At 54.7% G+C, this 20,211-nt stretch carries 17 protein-coding genes and 1 tRNA gene; 14 read left to right on the top strand and 4 right to left on the bottom strand.

Annotation, left to right across the window (positions count from 1 at the left end; genetic code table 11):
* Positions 1-15: 15 nt before the first annotated feature.
* Together H4317_RS15210 and H4317_RS15205 are read left to right on the top strand one after the other, a co-directional pair.
* Positions 16-897 carry a DUF4397 domain-containing protein gene (locus H4317_RS15210; RefSeq protein ID WP_185887423.1) on the top strand — a complete coding sequence of 294 codons (882 nt, stop codon included), beginning with the start codon at positions 16-18 and terminating at the stop codon, positions 895-897.
* Between the two features lie 173 nt (positions 898-1,070).
* A tRNA-Ala gene (locus H4317_RS15205) sits at positions 1,071-1,144 on the top strand.
* A 731-nt stretch (positions 1,145-1,875) separates the two neighbouring features.
* On the opposite strand, the gene cysK is transcribed toward H4317_RS15205, so the two are convergent.
* Positions 1,876-2,799, bottom strand: a complete 924-nt coding sequence (gene cysK / locus H4317_RS15200; protein WP_185887422.1) for a cysteine synthase A — start codon at positions 2,797-2,799, stop codon at positions 1,876-1,878.
* An 87-nt stretch (positions 2,800-2,886) separates the two neighbouring features.
* Positions 2,887-3,729 (bottom strand): serine O-acetyltransferase, encoded by an 843-nt coding sequence (locus H4317_RS15195; RefSeq protein ID WP_185887421.1) that lies wholly within the window; start codon positions 3,727-3,729, stop codon positions 2,887-2,889.
* A 191-nt stretch (positions 3,730-3,920) separates the two neighbouring features.
* On the opposite strand from H4317_RS15195, the gene H4317_RS15190 reads away from it, so the two are divergent.
* The gene (locus tag H4317_RS15190; protein WP_185887420.1) at positions 3,921-4,259 is read left to right on the top strand and encodes a cupin domain-containing protein; all 339 of its coding nucleotides are present in this window, start codon (positions 3,921-3,923) and stop codon (positions 4,257-4,259) included.
* A gap of 73 nt (positions 4,260-4,332) precedes the next feature.
* Here the strand turns inward: H4317_RS15190 and H4317_RS15185 are convergent, their stop codons facing one another.
* Together H4317_RS15185 and H4317_RS15180 are read right to left on the bottom strand one after the other, a co-directional pair.
* On the bottom strand, positions 4,333-6,312 hold the full coding sequence (locus tag H4317_RS15185; RefSeq protein WP_185887419.1) for a peptidylprolyl isomerase: 1,980 nt from the start codon (positions 6,310-6,312) through the stop codon (positions 4,333-4,335).
* Positions 6,313-6,420: 108 nt separating this feature from the next.
* On the bottom strand, positions 6,421-6,903 hold the full coding sequence (locus H4317_RS15180) for an acyl-CoA-binding protein (protein ID WP_185887418.1): 483 nt from the start codon (positions 6,901-6,903) through the stop codon (positions 6,421-6,423).
* Positions 6,904-7,049: 146 nt separating this feature from the next.
* Between H4317_RS15180 and asnB the strand changes: the two genes are divergently transcribed.
* From asnB to H4317_RS15125, 11 genes are all read left to right on the top strand, one after another.
* Positions 7,050-8,990 (top strand): asparagine synthase (glutamine-hydrolyzing), encoded by a 1,941-nt coding sequence (gene asnB / locus H4317_RS15175; protein ID WP_185887417.1) that lies wholly within the window; start codon positions 7,050-7,052, stop codon positions 8,988-8,990.
* 23 nt (positions 8,991-9,013) lie between these two features.
* Positions 9,014-10,351, top strand: a complete 1,338-nt coding sequence (locus H4317_RS15170; protein ID WP_185887416.1) for a UDP-glucose dehydrogenase family protein — start codon at positions 9,014-9,016, stop codon at positions 10,349-10,351.
* Positions 10,352-10,417: 66 nt separating this feature from the next.
* The gene (locus H4317_RS15165) at positions 10,418-11,365 is read left to right on the top strand and encodes a UDP-glucuronic acid decarboxylase family protein (protein ID WP_185887415.1); all 948 of its coding nucleotides are present in this window, start codon (positions 10,418-10,420) and stop codon (positions 11,363-11,365) included.
* 135 nt (positions 11,366-11,500) lie between these two features.
* Positions 11,501-11,938 (top strand): sugar 3,4-ketoisomerase, encoded by a 438-nt coding sequence (locus H4317_RS15160; protein WP_185887414.1) that lies wholly within the window; start codon positions 11,501-11,503, stop codon positions 11,936-11,938.
* A 185-nt stretch (positions 11,939-12,123) separates the two neighbouring features.
* Positions 12,124-12,873, top strand: coding sequence for a hypothetical protein (locus H4317_RS15155; protein WP_185887413.1), 750 nt, complete (start codon positions 12,124-12,126; stop codon positions 12,871-12,873).
* Positions 12,849-14,000, top strand: coding sequence for a DegT/DnrJ/EryC1/StrS family aminotransferase (locus H4317_RS15150; RefSeq protein WP_349772183.1), 1,152 nt, complete (start codon positions 12,849-12,851; stop codon positions 13,998-14,000). The genes H4317_RS15155 and H4317_RS15150 overlap by 25 nt, the downstream gene beginning before the upstream one ends.
* 35 nt (positions 14,001-14,035) lie before the next feature.
* The gene (locus tag H4317_RS15145) at positions 14,036-14,974 is read left to right on the top strand and encodes a glycosyltransferase family 2 protein (protein ID WP_185887412.1); all 939 of its coding nucleotides are present in this window, start codon (positions 14,036-14,038) and stop codon (positions 14,972-14,974) included.
* A 34-nt stretch (positions 14,975-15,008) separates the two neighbouring features.
* Positions 15,009-16,391: a hypothetical protein gene (locus H4317_RS15140; RefSeq protein ID WP_185887411.1), complete on the top strand. Its 1,383-nt coding sequence runs from the start codon at positions 15,009-15,011 to the stop codon at positions 16,389-16,391.
* Positions 16,392-16,956: 565 nt separating this feature from the next.
* Complete coding sequence (gene fcl, locus H4317_RS15135) at positions 16,957-17,895, top strand: GDP-L-fucose synthase (protein WP_185887410.1); 939 nt, start codon at positions 16,957-16,959, stop codon at positions 17,893-17,895.
* Positions 17,896-17,943: 48 nt separating this feature from the next.
* Positions 17,944-19,017 (top strand): glycosyltransferase family 10 domain-containing protein, encoded by a 1,074-nt coding sequence (locus tag H4317_RS15130; protein WP_185887409.1) that lies wholly within the window; start codon positions 17,944-17,946, stop codon positions 19,015-19,017.
* Between the two features lie 66 nt (positions 19,018-19,083).
* Positions 19,084-20,208 (top strand): DegT/DnrJ/EryC1/StrS family aminotransferase, encoded by a 1,125-nt coding sequence (locus H4317_RS15125; protein WP_185887408.1) that lies wholly within the window; start codon positions 19,084-19,086, stop codon positions 20,206-20,208.
* The last annotated feature ends 3 nt before the right edge of the window (positions 20,209-20,211 follow it).

Here is a 20,211-nt window from a genome sequence, read left to right as displayed (position 1 = left end):
TAAACGTACCGTATCATGAAATTCCTTTCTTCTTCACTCTTCGCCAAGCTCACGCTGGCTGCTTCGGCAGCCGCCGTGCTGGTTGGCTGCGACGACCCGGATTATCCGACTCCGTCGCCCGTAACAGCTTCCACGGTAAGCGCGGCCCGGGTTTTGGTAGTAAACGCCTCGCCCGGTTCCCAGACCAGCTCCGTTACTATCGACAATGTTGCTTCGGGCCAGTCAGTTGGTTACCTGAGTGCTACACCCGCCTATTTTACGGTTCCAGCAGGTCAGCGCCAGATAGGCATTGTGTCGCCGAACAACGTGAAATATGCCAACGGGGAAGTGGTTCCCGGTGTAGTCCGTCAGCAGTTCGCATCCGGTAGTTCCTATACGGTTTTCTCAACTGACGCACCTACCCGCACTGGCACTGGCACTGATTTAGGCGGTATACGGGCCATTGCTCTGTCTGATAACCTATCGGCACCGGCAGCGGGCCGGGCTCGGGTGCGTTTTGTGAACCTGTCACCAAGCTACTCCGCTAGCGTAGACAGTCTCGGCTTATACACGCTGCTGAGCCCCGATCCGACAGCAATAGGCAAGTTCCTATTTGCGCCGATTGGTCGTACGTACCGCTCGATTGCCTTTACGGTGCCTGCAGTGGCTGCTACTCCCACGACTCCAGCGCGCCCAGCTCGGAGCTTGAACTTTGCGAGTTTTACAGATATTCCGGCTGGAACGTACTCGTTTGATGTACGTCGTTCACCACGGGCCGCTGCCAATCCTTCACAGGTGATTATTCCTGCGACGTCATTGACCTTTGCTTCCGGCAAAATCTACACGGTTTATAGCCGCGGTACTAATGCTACTACTGGCACCACTCCATTGGGCCTGTCAGTTGTTACACACAACTAGTTGAACCTGACTTAGGTTAAGTTGAAAAAGCGGCTGGGGAGCTTCTCCAGCCGCTTTTTTTGTGTCTGGAGCGTAAAGTTTTTTCGGTTTTTTTCGCTGGCATACTTGCAGAACCCGAAACGCGCCGTACTTTTGTCACACCAAACGCAACTGGCGGATGGCTCTTACAAAATGGGGGATTAGCTCAGCTGGCTAGAGCGCTTGCATGGCATGCAAGAGGTCATCGGTTCGACTCCGATATTCTCCACTAAAAAGCCCGACCAATTGGTCGGGCTTTTTGCTTTTAACACTACAGCATCTGGCGTAGTGGAACTGCGTATCTGATTAGTATATATTAAAATAATTAGCTATTTTAATATTCTGTTCACTTTGATGCGCGTCAGTGTCACTTGCTCTCACAGAAACTGTGAAAATCATTGGGAGTGCCAGCCTTCTGTGCTTGGCTCCTAGTATGGCTTGGGCCCAAACTGATACGTTGTCCCGTTTCCGCGGCGCCCTGGGAATTGCTGGTCCAGAGTTGTTGCACGTTGGGCTGAATGTGGACCTGGGGTCACATAGCCAGTTTGGAGTAGCGGCCGGGGCTGGGCCATCATGGGGAATGATATGGCCCGCTTTGAGCGCAGAGCATAGATTCTATTTCGGCTCAAACCACAGACTCGTGCAAAGGCGGAGCTGGTTTTTCCGGCAAGGGGCTACTTATTTTCCTCATGGCGACGAGGGGGCACTCACTTTGTCAGTGGGCGCTGATTTCCCATCCCGCCACGCTACTAGCGGCCTGACTGTCGATGTAGGCGGTTTCATGCTGATACCGCAGAGCCGTGACCGATACCGAAGCATGTTCCCGGCTCTGCGTTTCCAGTATTATTTCTACCTCTAAGAAATCAGATAGATACAGTTTATCAAAACGCTATAGAGCAGCTACAATTGCTCACAGCATTTGCCTGTAGTAAAGGCAGGTTCATTGAGGCGATAGGAATGCTATACAAAGAGGCCTTCTACCGACAGATACCGCTCTCCGGTATCGTAGCAGAAAGTGAGCACGCGGCCACCCTGTGGCACTTCGTCCAGCTTCTGGGCCACGGCCGCCAATGACGCTCCCGACGATACGCCCACAAACAGGCCTTCCTCACGAGCGGCGCGGCGGGCCATATCAAATGCAGCCTGCTGCGACACCTGAATAGTGCCGTCAAGTACTTCGGTATGCAGGTTAGCCGGGATAAAGCCCGCTCCGATGCCCTGAATCGGGTGCGGACCAGGCGCACCGCCACTGATAACCGGGGAAAGCTCGGGCTCTACGGCAAAGGTCTTCATGTTGGGGAAATGTGGCTTGAGCACTTCCGTCACGGCCGTGATGTGGCCGCCAGTGCCCACACCGGTGATGTGGAAGTCGAAGCCGCCTTCCGGCGCATCACGCAGAATTTCCTGAGCGGTGGTTTCGGCGTGTACTCTGATGTTGGCGGGGTTTTCAAACTGCATTGGCATCCAGGCGCCGGGAGTATCACGCACCAGTTCGTGCGCCTTTTCGATGGCACCTTTCATACCTTTCTCGCGGGGAGTCAATTCCAGATTGGCGCCGTAAGCGGCCATCAGGCGGCGGCGTTCAATCGACATCGACTCAGGCATTACCAGTGTCAGCTTATAGCCTTTCACGGCGGCCACCATAGCTAGGCCTACGCCCGTGTTGCCGGAAGTAGGCTCTACAATCAGCGAGTCAGGAGTCAGAATGCCATCCTTTTCGGCCTGCTCAATCATGCTCAGCGCAATCCGGTCCTTGATGCTGCCGCCGGGGTTGGCGCGTTCCAGCTTTACCCATACCTCCACATCCGGACGGCTGGCGAATAGCTTGTTGAGGCGCAATAGCGGCGTATTGCCGATGGTATCCAGAATGGAATGAGCTTTCATAGGTGCAGAGTGTGAATGGTTGAATGCCTAAGCTAAAGTGCTTCCACGCTTACTATGGGTTGGCAGACGCTTTACTTACGCATTGAGTTAAATGGAAAACATGATGTCGGCGGTAGGGTCTTCGGTACGGGTGACGTGGATTTGGGCGCGGTGGTACACCCGGGAGTGCGACGGCACGCTGTCGGTGAGCCATACGTTGCCCCCAATGATGCTGTGGCTGCCTACTACTGTATTGCCCCCCAAAATAGTAGCGCCGGCGTAAATCACCACATGATCCTCGATGGTGGGGTGGCGCTTGATGCCTTGCAACTCCTTCGTCACACTCAGCGCCCCCAGCGTAACGCCCTGAAATATCTTGACGTAGGACCCGATAACCGCCGTTTCGCCGATAACGAGCCCGGTTCCGTGGTCGATGCAGAACGCCATACCGATACGGGCACCCGGGTGAATATCAATGCCGGTGCGTTGGTGCGCATACTCGCTGATGATGCGGGGCACTCGCGGAACCTGCAGCTGATATAGGGCATGCGCAATGCGGTGCATGGCAATTGCGTAGAAACCCGGATAGGTGCTGATAACTTCCTCCGTGCCCTGGGCTGCCGGATCGGCGGCCGCAATAGCAGCGGCATCGTGCAGCAGCGCGTCGCGCAGATGCGGCAAGCGGGCCATGAGTAGTGCCGCAGTGGCGGCTGGCGTCGCCTCGGGCAGTTGCACGTGGGTCAGCAACGCAGCAAGGTCGTTTTGTTGCTGAATTAGGGTTGCGGCAATAGAGTCGGCCCTTAGCAACGGCTTGCTGGCGCGCTCAGGAAACAACAAGTGCAGCAACTGCTCAGCCAGCTGGCAGAAAGCCGCGGCTGGCAGTGGGGCTGCTACCTGCTGGTGCGCGCGCGCCAAAGCCCGTACAAAAGGAGAATCGGAAGAAAAAGACATAGCAGAGCAGATGTGGCCACGCCACCGGAGCCGGAAGGACTACCAAAAGCCACTTCGCAATATCACTTAACTACGCACTATACAGAAAGTTTCCGGGTACCATAGCCAGCGCAACCTGTATTCTATGTGCTGCGTTTGCAACTAGCCTGCTCTATAGGCCAATCTTTTTCTCATCTTTTAAGACCCGTATTATGGCTGACTCCACCATTACTAAAATAGATTCGGCGCATTCGCCCAAGGGCCCGGATGGTGAAAAATACCTGGCTTCCGGTACGCAGGTGTCCATGCGACTATGGGAAAATGAGCAGCCCGGAGAGCCCAAGGAATCGGCCAGCCGCCAATACGAAACGGTAGGCTATGTGCTAAAAGGTCGCGCCGAACTGCATCTGGAAGGCCAGATGGTGCTACTGGAACCCGGCAACTCTTGGGTGGTGCCCAAAGGCTCTAAGCATACCTACAAAATACTGGAAGCATTTTCGGCCGTAGAAGCCACCTCGCCACCCGCCCAAGTACACGGCCGCGACAAATAGCCAAGATTGCACGAGAAGGCCCGGCCGTTTCTGTTTCGAGCAGGAGTGGCCGGGCCTTTTCGTGTGCTTGAGTTCAGCGAATCAGATCGATCCGCGTGATTTTGTCCCCGATATCAAGCCGCTGCACGACGTCCATGCCCTGCACCACCTGGGCAAATATGGTGTAGCGGCCATCGAGGTGCGGAGTAGGGGCGTGGGTGATGAACCACTGGCAGCTTTCGGTGTCTTTGCCGGCTGAGGCGAGACCTACGGCGCCTTCACCATAGTGCAGGTCGCCGAATTCAGAACGTAGATTGTAATCGGTGCTGCCGGAACCGTCGCCGCGCGGGCAGCCACCCTGCGCTACAAAGTTTGGCACTACCCGATGAAAGAACCGGCCATTGTAGAAACCCTGCTGCACAAGCTGCACGAAGCTGGACACCGAGCCTGGTGCGTCTTCCACGTGCAGTTGCATAGTCACGTCGCCCTGGGTAGTGTGCACTATTACCCGCTGCCGCGCCGGTATCGTTTGTACTACTGCCCAGTCAATCGGGTGGCTGGCGGCTTTGGCAACCGGCACAGGCGTAGCAGGGATTTTCTGCAGATAGTCGATGGTTTGCTGCAACGACTGCCATGCCTCCAGGTCGCGGGGCAAAACTAGCTTGTCGCGGGCCGCTACAATGAAATCAGGATTGGGAAGCAGCCGTCGCAGATCAAGCTGTGGATCACGTAAGGCCTCGGCCGCCGTGCTCATCACTGTAACATCGCCGCCGGCCAGAGCGCGCCGCAGTGTGAGGGCAAAAGCAGCTTGTTGTGCTTCCGGGAAGGCGGAGAGGCGGCGCATGGCTACCAGAGCTTCCATTCCATAGGAGCCTACCACCAGCGGTTGGCCCGGTGCAAACGTGGCTTGCTCCACAAACTCATATGCCGCCGGGTCCTCGCCCAGCGCTTTCAGCAGGTAGCCTTTTTCGTAAGGGTCGGTGGCAGCTGAGTAGCGCTGCTGCACGGCCGTCCGGATGGCATTGCGCTCTGCACCTCCCAGTTTCAGAGCAGCCGCCAGCAGCGTAGACCGTACTCGCCAGTTGCTGATCTTATTGGCTTTTTCTAAAAAGAGGATGCCGGGTTCTCCGGTAGCATGTGTCAGGAAGAACTCGGCGGCCGTCACGGCTACTTGGCTGCTGGGGTCGGTGAGGGCCTGCCAGACGGTTTCCTTCACCGGAGCATATATGGTGGCATTCATGGCCCGTAGCGCACTTACCCGCACGCGGTGATCAGCGTCACGCCGTGCTAGGGTTGTAAGGATAGCCGCCACTCCAGAAGATTTCACCTTGCCAAGGGCGCTGGCTGCCATTGCCCGAACTGTCGGATCGGAGTCGGTGGTGGCTGTAACAAGAGCCGACTGGTATGCGGTAAGATCGAGGCGAGGCGTACGGGCCAGCGTGAAAGCGGCACCTTGGCGGGCTGCTAGTGGCTGCCTTGCCTCCAGCAGTGCCACTGCTCGCGCTACGGCTGCCTCCGACGTAATACCTCGGCTCCCAGCCCGGAATAATCCCCACGCCTGTCCCGCCGATAAAATTGTGTCGGGAGTGGCCGCGCTGCGCCACAGCATCCGTAGCGACGTACGGGTCGCGCACCGGCCTAGGGCCTCCGACAGATAACGTCTTTGTACTGGGGTAGGAGCAGTTACAATGTAATAGGCCAGTGGCTCCACGGCGGTGCTGTCCCCAATCTGCCCCAGCGCATAGGCTGCCGCACGCCGGGTCGCAGCATCAGTGTCTTTCAGTAGCGGTAGCAGGGGCTGGGTAGCCGCTTTGTCCTGTACCGAAGCCAGCGCTAGTGCTGCCGCCTGCCGGTAGCGTGCCTCAGGACTCAGTAGGTAGGGCAGCAGGGCAGTGGTGTTACGCTCATCCTGCGCGGTAGCTATTTGGCGCAGTGTGGCATCCGCAAATCGATTGAGGGCTACAGCTACTGGAGCAGTTGCAGCAGTTGTAGGCGAGGAGGGGGTACAGGCCGTAAATAGGCTGGCTGAGCAGCAAAGGCCTAGCAAAACACGTAGGGAGGCAGGGTAGGTCATGGATGGCCGAAAATAGCCAAAATATGGCTAGGTATACTGCCACTAAAAGCACCAGCCCGCTCCGTATTACACGAAGCGGGCTGTAACCAAGCACAAGTAAGTCAACTACTACTGCACATCTTTCAGGCGGTCCTCGCCGCCATAGGGTGCGCCCGCCGTAATATCACCGCGCAGGCCACCCTGCGAAACACCTGGCCCCGCATCTGGCTGCTGTGCGGTTGTGCTGTTGCTATCCGAAGGCGGATTTACCTGGGAACCGGTAGCTGGCTGGCCACTGCCCGTAATAATGGTAGGCTTTTCGCCAACCGGGCCAGCTAGTTCGTTCACCTTATCAATATATTGGCGACGCGCTTCGTCCTGTTCGACCCCCTTAAACTTACTCCAGGAGTCCCATTGCGCCTGCGACATGCCTTCAGGACCATTCGGGTTATCAGGCATTTCGTCGCCTACTTCGTCACGTTTGGCGTCATGGTCGCCTTCGGTAGCCTGCTTGTAGAGGCCATATAGCTCCGTCATGTGTGGCGCGGCTTTGTCGCCTGGCAGGCCATCTACGCGCGATACGGCGGCTTCAAATTGTTGCTGGAGGTCCATATTTTCCTGAAGATTCATAATCAGACGGTAACTGAGAGTGGAAACTACAGAGTGTACTAAGGTGGTAGGCCTTTGGTTGCCGGGCCGGTGTCGTTCCGCATATAGGGCCAACAAGTCTGCCGATACTTCGTACTTTTGCGGGCTCTATGTGTGGAATCACCGGATTATTCGCCTTCACTGACACAGGCCGTAGCGCGCTGGCCGCGCTGCCGGCTTCTACTGATGCCATTGTCAGCCGTGGCCCCGATTCGCAGGGGCACTTCGTGTACGACCGTTGTGGCCTCGGCTTTCGGCGCCTTGCCATTCTCGACCTCTCAGCCGATGGTAACCAGCCCATGACTGACGAGTCGGGGCGGTACACTATCGTCTTCAACGGCGAAATTTTCAACTTCCGCGAGTTGCGTCAGCGCCTTGTAAAAAAAGGCCATAAGTTTCATTCCCAGACCGATACGGAGGTTATTCTGCGCCTCTACATCACGGAGGGTCGCGGCTTTCTGAAGAAGCTAAATGGTTTCTTTGGGCTGGCTATCTACGATAAGGAAGAGGACTCGCTCTTCATTGCCCGCGACCGGATGGGGGAGAAGCCTGTACTCATCTACCGCGACGAAGACAAGCTGTTCTTCGCTTCTGAAATGAAGTCGTTGATGGCACTTGGCATCCCGCGCAAGCTCGACTATGTAGCCCTGAGCCACTATCTACAACTCAACTACATTCCTGGTCCGGCTACCATTTTCAAAGGTGTGAAGAAGCTGCTGCCCGGCCACTATCTTTTCATTAAAGGAAAGAAGGTGGTGCGCAAGCGCTGGTACAAAGTGCCCTACGACCCGAAGAAGGTTGAGAAAAACAAGCTGACGTATGAGCAGCAGCAAACCAAGTTGGTTGAGCTGCTCGATGATGCTACCGCACGCCGCCTCGTGGCCGACGTACCGGTAGGGGCCTTTCTCAGCGGCGGCATCGACTCAAGTGTCGTGGTAGCATTGGCCTCGCGCCACACCGACCACCTGAACACGTTCAGTATTGGCTACCGCGACGAGCCTTTCTTTGATGAAACGAAGTATGCTAAGCTGGTAGCGGAGCGCTACAAGACCAATCACACGGTCTTTTCGCTCACCAACCAGGACCTCTACGACCATATCTTCGACGTCCTCGACTACATCGACGAGCCTTTTGCCGATTCATCGGCGCTGGCGGTGTACATTCTCAGCAAACGCACCCGTGAAAAGGCTACTGTGGCCCTATCCGGCGACGGAGCCGATGAATTGTTTGCGGGCTACAACAAGCACATGGGCGAGTTTCAGGTTCGGCAGGGCGGCTTCAAGGCCGAAGCCGTAACGGGCCTCAACCTGCTGTGGGATATTCTGCCTAAGTCGCGCAATTCCTTCTTCGGCAACCGTGTACGGCAGTTTCAGCGCTTCTCGCGCGGCATGCTCAGCGGCCCTAAGGACCGATACTGGGACTGGGCTTCCTTTGCCTCCGAAAAAGATTCGCGCAGCCTGCTTAGTGCAGCTTCTCGCCGCAAAGTAGGCAAGAAGCTGGCCGAGAAGCGCCGCAAGGACATTCTGGAGAATCTGCACGCTGATGGCGACCTGAACGAAGTACTGCTCACTGATACCACGCTGGTGCTGCCCTACGACATGTTGGCCAAGGTGGACATGATGAGCATGGCCAACTCGTTGGAAGTGCGCCCGCCTTTCCTCGACCCCAACGTAGTGCGCTTCGCCTTCTCATTGCCCGTCGAAAGCAAAATCGACGCGAAAATGAAGAAGCGTATTGTGCAGGATGCCTTCCGTTCTCTGCTGCCCGAGGAGCTATATAAGCGCCCGAAACATGGGTTCGAAGTGCCACTGCTCAAGTGGTTCCGCGGCGAACTGCGCCCCTTGATTGAGGACGATTTGCTCTCCGATGGCTTCATTGAAGCGCAGGGAGTATTCGACGTTGATGCCATTCGGGCCCTGAAAACACAGTTGTTCTCGCGCAGCCCCGGCGACGTGCATGCCCGCATCTGGGCTCTCATTGTGTTCCAGCACTGGTGGAAACGCTACATGATGGCTCCCGTCGCGCAGACCGTTAAAACAGTTACGCAATAGATCTTTCGCTCTTTCCACGTTCCATGAAAATCGCAGTAGTAGGCACCGGCTATGTTGGGTTGGTTACAGGTACTTGCTTTGCCGAAGTAGGTATCGAAGTAACATGTATCGATATCGACCAGAAAAAGATTGATAATCTGAAGCAAGGCATTTTACCAATCTATGAGCCAGGCCTAGAAGAAATGGTGAACCGCAATGTGGGCGCTGGCCGCCTGCATTTCACTACCAACCTGGCGGAGGCTGTCAAGGATGCGGACGTAGCCTTTATTGCTGTTGGAACACCCCCCGGCGAAGATGGCTCCGCTGATCTGAAATACGTGCTGGCCGTAGCACGTGGCATCGGCGAAAACCTGACGGATTATTGCGTCATCGTTACTAAAAGCACCGTGCCGGTAGGTACGGCCGCCAAGGTCCGGGCTGAACTGGAAAAGGCTTTAACCAAGCGTAATGCTTCGGTGGAGTTCGATGTGGCTTCTAACCCTGAATTCCTGAAAGAAGGCGCGGCCATCGACGACTTCCTCAAGCCAGACCGGATTGTAGTAGGGATTTCGTCGGAGCGGGCAGAGGAAGTAATGCGCAAGCTTTACAAGCCGTTCCTGCTCAACGGGCACCCTATCATTTTCATGGATATTCCGTCGGCGGAAATGACGAAATACGCGGCCAACTCTATGCTGGCCACGAAAATATCGTTCATGAACGACATTGCCAACCTATGCGAAATCATGGGTGCTGATGTGAACATGGTACGCAAAGGCATTGGCTCCGATGCCCGGATTGGCACCAAATTCATCTATCCCGGCATCGGCTACGGTGGTTCGTGCTTCCCTAAGGACGTGAAAGCTCTTATCAAAACGGCTGCCGAAAACGGCTACCAGATGCAAGTGCTGCAGGCCGTAGAAAGCGTAAATGAGGCGCAGAAGGAAGTGCTGTTCGATAAAGTAAAAAAGCATTTCGGCAATAACCTAGCCGGCAAGAAGTTGGCTGTATGGGGATTGTCGTTCAAGCCTAAAACCGACGACATGCGGGAAGCACCATCGTTGGTTATTATTGAGAAGCTATTGGCGGAAGGCTGTACCGTTTCGGCCTACGACCCAGTGGCTATGGAAGAAGCGAAACACTCGCTCGGCGACCGTATCACCTACGCCAAAGACCAGTTCTCCACCCTTGTAGACGCTGACGCGCTACTCGTCGTGACGGAGTGGCCTGAGTTCCGTTCTCCGAGCTTTGAAGTAGTGGGCAAACTGCTGAAGCAGAAGGTTATTTTTGACGGCCGCAACATCTACGATCCGGCCGAACTGAAGGAGCTGGGCTTTGCTTACCATTGCATCGGCGTCCGGACCACACACAAAGAGCCTGCTTAAGCGTCTTCGGCCTCCGCTGATTTCTTCTGCCCTGGCGGCTCTTTCCAACTGCTAAAACAACCCATTATGTCTGATAAGAAACGTGTACTCATCACCGGTGGCGCTGGCTTTTTGGGGTCACATCTGTGCGAGCGGTTCCTCAAGGAGGGATACCATGTCATTGCCATGGATAACCTCATTACCGGCGACCTGCAAAATATTGAGCACCTGTTTGCCCGCGAGGATTTCGAGTTTCATCACCACGATGTATCGAAGTTCGTTTTCGTGCCCGGCAAGCTGGATTATATCCTGCATTTTGCCTCGCCGGCTTCGCCCATCGACTACCTCAAGATTCCGATTCAGACCCTGAAAGTAGGCTCGCTGGGTACGCACAATCTGCTGGGCTTGGCCCGTGTGAAAAATGCCCGGCTGCTGATTGCCAGCACCTCGGAAGTGTACGGTGACCCGGAAATTCATCCGCAGGTAGAAGAGTATTTCGGCAACGTAAATCCCGTTGGCCCGCGCGGTTGCTACGACGAGGCCAAGCGTTTCCAGGAAGCCATTACGATGGCCTATCACAACCACCACGGTCTGGAAACGCGCATTGTGCGCATCTTCAATACCTACGGTCCCCGCATGCGCCTCGACGACGGCCGTGTATTGCCGGCATTTCTGTCGCAGGCACTGCGTGGTGAGGCTCTGACGGTATTCGGCGACGGTTCGCAGACGCGTTCCTTCTGCTACGTTGATGACTTGGTAGACGGTATTTACCGCCTGTTACTCAGCGACTACCACATGCCGGTTAACATTGGCAACCCGTCGGAAATCACCATCAAGGAGTTTGGCGAAGAAATAGCGCGCCTGACCGGCGTGGAATTTAAGCCCGACTACCGTCCGCTGCCTGAAAACGACCCCATGAAGCGTCGCCCGGACATCACCAAAGCACAGGAGATTTTGGGCTGGGAGCCTAAAGTAGACCGTGCCGAAGGCCTGCGTCGCACCCTGGAGTACTTCAAAGAGCACGTACAGCGCTAAGCGAGCCGCAGGGTAAAAGAACCCGCTTCCCGCACGGTGAAGATAGATTCTGCGCTATCTTCACCGTGCGGGAAGCGGGTTTTCGCTTTCAGATAGTCCCTTTCTACAACCGCTTTTCATGCTCGTATGGCTCCGATGAACGTTCTGCCTGACTCCCAGCAGACATACCCTGCGCCTTACTTATTGCCCTTTTCCCGATTGGGAGCACCGGACATTGGGTACATCACGGTAGTCGAATCACTAACCCATCTGCCCTTTGCTATTGCCCGCACATTCTGGACATATTTCACACCGGAAAGCATTGTGCGGGGCCGCCATGCGCATTATCGTACGGAGCAAGTCTTGGTGGCCTTGGCCGGCCGCATCATCGTGACGACGGAGCAGCCCGATGGAACGCTGGATACTTTTCGGCTGGAAAGCCCCGATACGGGCCTTTACATTCCGCCGAATGTGTGGCATACGATGCAGTATTCACACACGGCTGTTCAGTTAGTACTTACCTCAACTGCTTACGACGAAGGAGACTATATCCGCGACTATGAGCAGTTCCGGAAAACATGGCGTACGCATTGATAAATCCAGAACTGGCTGAGTCCCGGGCAAACATCCTGCGATACCACTCCCCATATCATTTTCTGAAAGGCTTGCCAGACCAGTATCAGTACGAGCGGTTTGGCGCAGGCCGGGCGCTCAGGTTTGGAGAAGGGAAACAGGAAAGAATTTTTGGTAGTGGCGACACGCAAATTCTGTACGAGCTGTTGCCTTGGGATACCGATTTTTTTGGGGTGCCAACCTACCGGGTATTCACGGTGCTGTTTGCGCCTGCCGCTTCATTGGCTAACCTAACCCAAGTGCTGCGGGATTTTCAGCAGGAGTTGAGTGCGCAAGGGCCAGTCTATTGCTTTGTGGAGGTACCCGCTGAGGATATCCGGCTACTACAGGTGCTAACCCAGTCGGGGTGGCGCTGGAACGAAACCCGGCTGCATTACTACCGCAGCCAACTAGGCGAATTTGCGGAACCCCGCTACCCAGTGCGGCTGGCACAGCCGGCCGAGGCGGCCTACATTGGCCGCATTGCTGCTGCTGCCCGCAATGACTACGACCGGTTTCACGCCGACCCATGGTTTGGGCCGGAGCGGGCGGATGACTTTCTGGCACGCTACGCAGCTGCGGCCACTGAAGGCTACTGCGACGCAGTGTTGTTACCTAACCTACCAGGGTTGCCGGTCGATTCATTTCTTGCTATCAATGACCTGACTGCCGATGCAGTTGCCATGAAAACCGGATTCTCCCGAGTGATGCTCACAGCGGCCGGTCCGGAAAACCGAGGCTGGCACCAACGGCTTGTAAGCGAAACAGTATATCGGGCTCGTGAACGAGGAGCCGAATTTGTGTTGATGACCACGCAGGCTACCAACGGGGCAGTTATTCGGAATGCGGAAAAGCTGAACTTTGCGCTGGGTGCCACCACGCACATCCTGTCGTGTCCGCTGCCTCTTTCTTTCTGATTACGCTTCGTATGGATTCCGCCGCCATTCCTTTTCTGGCCTTTGGTCCGCAGCACGACCCTATTCGGGAGCAGGTGCTGGCGGCCGTGGCCGCAGTCTATGATTCGCACTGGTATGTGCTGGGCGACGCCGTGCGGCAGTTTGAGGCCGAGTATGCACACTATAGTGCCACTGCGCATTGTATAGGAGTCGGGAATGGCTTGGATGCCCTTTATTTGAGTTTAAAGGCGCTGGGAGTGGGAGAAGGCGACGAGGTACTAGTACCCAGCAACACCTACATTGCCACTTGGCTGGCTGTATCCATGACCGGAGCGCGGCCCATGCCCGTGGAGCCCGACACCATGACGTATAATCTGGCTCCAGACCTGTTGGCAGCGGCCCTTACGCCCCGTACCCGCGCCATTCTGCCGGTACACCTATACGGCCAAGCCTGCCAAATGGGCCCTATTATGGCCTTCGCAGAGGAACATAACCTGTGGGTAATAGAGGACAACGCGCAGGCGCATGGAGCTACTTGGCAGGGGCAGGTCACGGGAAGTTTTGGCCAGCTGAACGCCACTAGCTTCTACCCAGGTAAGAACCTAGGCGCGCTAGGCGACGCGGGTGCTGTCACGACAAATTCAGCGGAAGCGGCTGAACAGGTGCGACTCCTGCGCAACTACGGTTCCCGGCAGAAATATCACAACGAAATTCCCGGCGTTAACTCCCGTCTGGACGAGTTGCAGGCGGCTGTGTTGCGCGTAAAGCTGCCGTATATCGAGACCTGGACCCACCAGCGCCAGCAGATTGCCGCCTGGTATACCCAGCAACTCGCCGGTGTGCCCGACCTGATTCTCCCTGCTACGGCGGCCGGCGCCACCCACGTCTATCATCTGTATGTGGTACGCACGTCGCGCCGTGATGCCCTTCAGCAGCACCTGACCCAACACGGTATCGGCACGCTCATTCACTATCCGGTACCCCCGCATCTGCAGCCCGCTTATTCCGGCTTAGGATACCGGCCCGGCGACTTTCCGGTGGCAGAAGCGTTGGCGGCTACCAGTCTCAGTCTGCCCTTGTGGCCTGGGCTGAGCGAGGAGCAGGTTGTCCGAGTCAGTGAAGTTATTCGTGATTTTTTGCGCGAATAGGCCCAACTTAGCTGCCGTATTTGCTTTCGCACTCCATGCCCATCCTCACCATCATCATCCCTTGTTACTTCAACGAGGCCAATATTCCGGTCACGATGGCCGAACTGCTGGCCAACGAAGCAACACTGCCAGCGGATGTGCGGGTAGAGTACGTGCTGGTAGATGACGGCTCGCGCGATGGAACACTGAGGGAGTTGCTGGCCGCGCAGGCCCGCACGCCGGACCGCGTCAGGGTAGTAGAACTGGCCGGCAATGTGGGCTCCTATAACGCTATTGTAGCAGGCATGGCTTATGCCACCGGCGACTGTACAGCCATCATCACGGCCGACTTGCAGGACCCTCCCGAGCTGCTGGCGCAGATGTACAGCTACTGGCAGCAGGGGTTTCGCCTCGTCATTGGCAATCGGCAGGACCGAGAGGAAAAAGGAGTGCAGAAGATGCTGGCCAACATATTTCATGGCCTTATGAAGCGTTTTGCGCTGCCGAATATTCCTTCTGGAGGCTTCGATTTTGTGCTCTTCGATAGGCAGGTACGGGAGCAGGTGCTACAAATGCAGGAACGCAACAGCAACGTGTTTTATCTCATGACTTGGCTGGGGCACGCATACGTCAATATTCCTTACGTGCGCCGTAAGCGCCAACTGGGCCGCTCCCGCTGGACAATTCAGAAGAAGGTGAAGCTTTTCATCGACTCGTTTCTTTCCTTTTCATTCCTGCCAATCCGGGCCATTTCGGTCGCAGGATTGGTATTGGGCAGCGGCTCTTTCCTTTATGGTCTCTACCTTATGTTTCTGAAGCTTTCCGGCCGAACGGAACCACTGGGCTGGACCGCGCTGATGGTGGTGATGCTGCTGGTATCAGCATTCCAGATGACAGCGTTAGGTGTTATAGGAGAATATGTGTGGCGTGGCCTTGATGCAGCCCGCAATAGGCCGCTCTATGTTATAAAGCAAGTGCATGAAGTTTCAAAGTGAGGCAGGGGCTAGGACGAGCTGGTTAATAGCCATCTTGGCACTGGGAGTGTTGTTGCGGGTGGCCTTTCTGCTGAAAGGAGCTACTTTTTATTACGGAGTTGGACAGGAGCACCTGAACGGTGATTCATTTTCCTATACACGCAGCTTTCTGAATCTGTGGCAGACCGGGCACTATACTCTAGAGCCTCTTATTCCGGATGCCTCCTTTGGCCGACTCCCCGGCTATCCGTTCTTCTATGGTGTGCATTATTTGCTGTTTGGACCCAAGTGGGTAAACTTGGCTCTGTCAGTCAGTCAGCTGCTGCTCGACTCGTCCGTCATTCTGCTACTGCACAACATGATGGTCCGCTGGAACGGGCAAGTATGGCCAGCGTTGCTGGTAGCTTTGCTCTACGCTGCGTATCCGTTTGCCATCGTTTGGACAACGATAGTAGGCACCGAAACACTGAATACATTTTGTACGGTGGTGTGGCTAAGTCTTCTGACGCGCCCCAGTAAGCACCGTCTGCACTACGCTTTGATAGGGGTTGTGGTCGTCACCACCTTCTTCGTGCGTGCCTATATGGGGGCGCTACTACCGATAAGTCTAGTATTTATACTGCTATGGCCACAGCAGGAAGTGCTTAGCCGGTGGCAGCGCGCCGCCTGGATGTTACTGGGTTTTGGCTGCCTCTACATCTGGTGGCCCGTGCGCAATTACGTAAACCATCATCAGCTGGTGCTGGTAAAGCCTGCCTCTGCTGGCTATGCAAACCAGCGCGAGGATATGCAGGCCTATCTTGACTGGCTGCACGCTTGGACGAACGACAATACGACTTGGGTAGAAGGACTTGTGCAGGATAAGCCCCTGCGGTATCCTCACGAAATTTTCAGCAGCGCCCAAGAAGAGCGGCGGGCCTATGCACTTACCAACTTGGCGGCCCGCTGTGGCGGTAGTTTCCACCTGCGCCGCTTCGATACCCACGATTACCGGCTAGTGCTACCTGAACGGTTCCACAACTGCAACCGTCAAATTTCGGCCGGCTTTGATTCTTTGAGGCTAAGCTATATACAGCGCCATCCATTGAAATACGGTACGGCTGTGCCATTTGCGAACCTGCAAAAAGCTTTCCTGAAGAGTACTACTATTCATCAGGACAGCGCTGGGGCGAAGGTGTTGCTGCAACGGATTCTATTTAGTTACCGCACACTGCTTCTGCTACTGGGTATCGTTGGGCTAGTAGCAGGCCGCCGCCAACCACACTTTTGGCCCGTAGCTTGGTATTTTGTATTTATTTACTTCTACGTCAGCTTTGATTTCCGAAGTCTGGAAATGCGCTACCTCTTGCAGGGGGATGTCCTGTTGCTGTTACCGGCGGCTTGGCTAATGGCCATTGTTGGTCAACGCCTCCAGCATCGGTACGCTGCGCCAAAGTAGCTTGCAAGTATTTCACTAGATGAGTTGTAGCCTTTGCGGCTTACTACTTGCTGGTGCTAATGCCTTGTTGCCTGGAAACCAGACCAGTGTTCAGGCAAAGAAAGTAGTACTGCCTTTCTGAGAATTCAGAGAAGCACAGTGACACTCAAGGTCAGTAGCTCCCACTGTATCACCCGAAGAAATAAGGTATTAGCTGGCCAATAATTCAGTAGGTGCCACCACAGTCCGGATCAAAGAGATTTTCAGCAATTAGTATTGCTTACCGTTTCTGGGCAAAGTTCCAGTTACCTGGTAACAACCAAATGTGCAGAGGGTACCGGTAGTACTGTCCAAGCCTGTTTTAAGTCAGGCATTACGATGATTATAGTGTGATAGTGCAAAATAAAATTGAAATAGTTTTGTTTTATTGAAAAACAAGGCTATTTATGCTAATCCTACAGAACAAGGGCACTGCTTTTTAAGTGTCACCTCAGATTCTGAAGCTGAAATATTTGAAATGAACTAAATTTGCAGCTGGCACACTGGCTTCGATTCAGGAAAACAGCCGTGCTACTTTGCTCATGCTATGGAACTAGATGCCAAAATTTACGTGGCCGGTCATCGGGGCATGGTTGGTTCGGCGATGGTGCGTCGGCTTGAGAAAGCAGGCTATACCAATTTGCTGTTGCGCACCTCCAAAGAGCTAGACTTGTGCAGGCAAGCCGAGGTAGAGGATTTTTTCGCTCAGGAAAAACCTGATTATGTGGTGTTGGCCGCCGCTTTAGTAGGTGGCATCAATGCTAACAATACCTACCGCGCTGACTTCATGTATAATAACTTGATGATTCAGAACAATGTGATACATCAGAGTCACATTACTGGAGTGCGCAAGTTGCTGTTTCTGGGGTCATCCTGTATCTATCCCAAATTCGCCTCTCAGCCTATCAGCGAGGACGCCTTGCTGACAGGGCCTCTAGAACCAACTAATGAGCCATATGCACTGGCCAAGATTGCGGGGGTAAAGATGTGTGACGCCTACCGGGCTCAATATGGCAGCGACTTCATTTCGGCGATGCCTACAAACCTGTATGGCCCGAATGACAACTACGATCTGAAAAACTCACACGTGTTGCCTGCCCTGATCCGAAAGTTTCATGAGGCCCAGCTTCAGAATCTACCCGCGGTGCAGGTATGGGGATCGGGCAAGTCCCATCGAGAATTCATGCATGTGGATGATTTGGCGGATGCCTGCTTCTTTTTATTGCAGCACTACAGTGAGTCTGGTCACATTAACGTTGGAACAGGGCAGGACCTGGCAATTCACGAGTTAGCCGTACTGGTCCGTGAAGTTGTGGGCTACGAGGGCGAAATTCACTTTGATACGACAATGCCCGATGGAACGCCGCGCAAGCTAATGGACGTCAGTAAACTAGCGGCACTAGGCTGGAAATCTGCTATTCCACTCGAAAAGGGACTGCGCGATGTCTACCAGGATTTTCTGCACGGTGCCGTCAAACATGTGTAGCCCGGCGGCATTTCTGTAGATTCACCTGTATTCCAAGCACTTCCTAATTTGAAAGCCACCCTCTACGTACACCACGACGCCGCCCTGCTCGGAAATAAGATATTTTCCGATGAGCCGATAAACGGTATGAAGAGGGATACATACTTATACGCAGCACTATGCAAGGTGCTGAGCCAGCGCGGGATAGAACTGGCAACTCAGGATATCCATCCGCCACAGGAATCTGACCTAATTATTTGCCTGGACCAGCCCATGCAGTTTCAGCACTTCGTTCGGACCCGGCCCGGGCAGAAGCTTCACCTGATTCTGACTGAGCCGGCTACGTATTACCCTGAAAACTGGCTTGTAGAAAATCATGCCCCTTTCGACCGGATACTTACCTACGACCCGACTCGCGTAGACAACACGCGGTACTTTCAGTATCACTATGCTATTGACTTCAAAGACTTTCCGCGGTACAAGCGACCTTCAGAGGAGGAGTTTGCTGCTCGGAAGCTGTGCGTGCTGATGGCCGCTGCCTTTGGGGTCGTTAAGCCACCAAAAGGATCAGGGTCGCTGCTGTATGAGCGGTACCAGACTTTGAAGTGGTTTTCAGAGCACCATCCAGAAGAATTTGACTTATTCAGTCGCGGAATATCGCCTAAAACGTATGTAAGCTTTAGAGGCGCCGGATTTCTGAGCAAAGTACTTCCTACCTATGCCCTACAGTTGGTGTCAAAACGCCGAGAAAGAGTGTTTGCACGTGTGAACAGGGGCAGCGTTCCGCCAAACCAGAAAATCGAGATACTGCAACACTACCGTTTCCCGATTTCCTACGAGAACACCGGCGATACCCCAGGCTATCTGACGGAGAAGTTGTTTGATGCGCTGGCAGCCGCTTGTGTGCCAATTTACCTGGGCCATGCTGATGCCAGCCGGCTGGTACCGGCCGAATGCTTCATTAACCGAAGTGATTTTCGGAGCCATGAAGAGCTGTATCAGTTTCTCAAAGGCATGGGGTACGAAGAGTATGCCCGATATTTGGACGCCAGTGAGGCCTTTCTCAAAAGCCCTGCTATGCAACTGCTTTCCACTGAGTACAATGCCCACCTGATGGCGGGGGTCTTAACCCAACCGCATTAAGTTCGTATGGGAGGCGTCACCTGCTTCCCCAATTCTGATTAACATTTCTTCTTTGCCTTTTCTCATATGGCCACACCCGCTTTCGCAGCAGCTATTCCAATTTTCAACACATTTGTGCATCCTTCGGCTCACGATAGGGTGGCAGAGGTGCTTACTACTACGTTCCTGAGTGAGGGTAAGCTGGTAAAGGAGTTCGAATCGCGCCTTACCTCCGACCTCGGAATGTCCAACCCGGCTGCCCTAAACAGCGGCACCAGCGCTCTGCACTTGGCTGTTGCGGTAGCGGGCATCGGGCCCGGCGATGAAGTAATTCTAGCACCGCAGACCTTTATAGCTTCGGCTATTGCTATTGTGCAAGAAGGAGCTACGCCTGTATTCGCCGATATCCAGTACAACAACGGTAATATTGATCCAGCCTCTATTGAGAGCCGGATTACGAGCCGTACCAAGGCCATTATGGCTGTGCATTGGGGGGGATATCCCTGCGACTTAGATGAAATTCATGCGTTGGCCCGCAAGCACAACCTCGTAGTGATTGAAGACGCGGCACACGCGCCTGGCGCAACCTACAAAGGCCGGGCAATTGGCTCCATCTCTGATTACACCTGTTTCTCCTTCCAGGCCATTAAGCACCTGACGACTGGTGATGGTGGTGCTCTGTGCTGCCCAGATTCGGCCGTTGCTACGGAAGTATTTCGCCGCCGCTGGTTTGGTATCGACCGGGCTCATTCGCCGGTTTCTGAGATTGGGGAGCGGGTGTACGATCTTACCGACGTAGGTTACAAGTATCACATGAGTGATTATGCTGCTGCACTAGGACTAGCTAATCTCGAAGGTTTCCAGGAGCGAATGAGCTACCGTCGCCAACTGGTGCAGCAGTATCAGCAGGGACTGCAGAATGTGGCGGGTGTTACGCTATTCGACCATAAAGATGACCGGGAAAGTGCCCATTGGCTGTTCGGGTTCCACGTCGATAACCGGCTGGAATTTATCCGGGCGCTCAAAGCAGCTGGTATTGCCAGCTCGGTCATTCACGACGGCATTGATAAGAATACGCTGTTTGGCGGCAAACGGGAAGAACTGGTAAATCAGCGCCGCTTCGATGAAACGCAGATTCATGTGCCTCTGCACGATGCTTTACAACCAGAGCAGGTAGAGTATATTATTGACACCATCAAGAAGGGCTGGTAAGAA

The organism is Hymenobacter sediminicola (assembly GCF_014250515.1).
In the GTDB taxonomy this organism is placed as follows: Bacteria; Bacteroidota; Bacteroidia; order Cytophagales; family Hymenobacteraceae; genus Hymenobacter; species Hymenobacter sediminicola.
The sequence above is the reverse complement of the archived record's forward strand: the minus strand, read 5'-3'. Positions and strand labels throughout refer to the sequence as shown.

Coding starts and splice junctions, on each gene's coding strand:
- fcl (WP_185887410.1), top strand. CDS start 16,957: ATGGAACTAGATGCCAAAATTTACGTGGCCGGTCATCGGGGCATGGTT.
- H4317_RS15195 (WP_185887421.1), bottom strand. CDS start 3,729: ATGTCTTTTTCTTCCGATTCTCCTTTTGTACGGGCTTTGGCGCGCGCG.
- H4317_RS15145 (WP_185887412.1), top strand. CDS start 14,036: ATGCCCATCCTCACCATCATCATCCCTTGTTACTTCAACGAGGCCAAT.
- H4317_RS15210 (WP_185887423.1), top strand. CDS start 16: ATGAAATTCCTTTCTTCTTCACTCTTCGCCAAGCTCACGCTGGCTGCT.
- H4317_RS15190 (WP_185887420.1), top strand. CDS start 3,921: ATGGCTGACTCCACCATTACTAAAATAGATTCGGCGCATTCGCCCAAG.
- H4317_RS15165 (WP_185887415.1), top strand. CDS start 10,418: ATGTCTGATAAGAAACGTGTACTCATCACCGGTGGCGCTGGCTTTTTG.
- H4317_RS15185 (WP_185887419.1), bottom strand. CDS start 6,312: ATGACCTACCCTGCCTCCCTACGTGTTTTGCTAGGCCTTTGCTGCTCA.
- H4317_RS15180 (WP_185887418.1), bottom strand. CDS start 6,903: ATGGACCTCCAGCAACAATTTGAAGCCGCCGTATCGCGCGTAGATGGC.
- H4317_RS15125 (WP_185887408.1), top strand. CDS start 19,084: ATGGCCACACCCGCTTTCGCAGCAGCTATTCCAATTTTCAACACATTT.
- H4317_RS15160 (WP_185887414.1), top strand. CDS start 11,501: ATGAACGTTCTGCCTGACTCCCAGCAGACATACCCTGCGCCTTACTTA.
- asnB (WP_185887417.1), top strand. CDS start 7,050: ATGTGTGGAATCACCGGATTATTCGCCTTCACTGACACAGGCCGTAGC.
- cysK (WP_185887422.1), bottom strand. CDS start 2,799: ATGAAAGCTCATTCCATTCTGGATACCATCGGCAATACGCCGCTATTG.
- H4317_RS15170 (WP_185887416.1), top strand. CDS start 9,014: ATGAAAATCGCAGTAGTAGGCACCGGCTATGTTGGGTTGGTTACAGGT.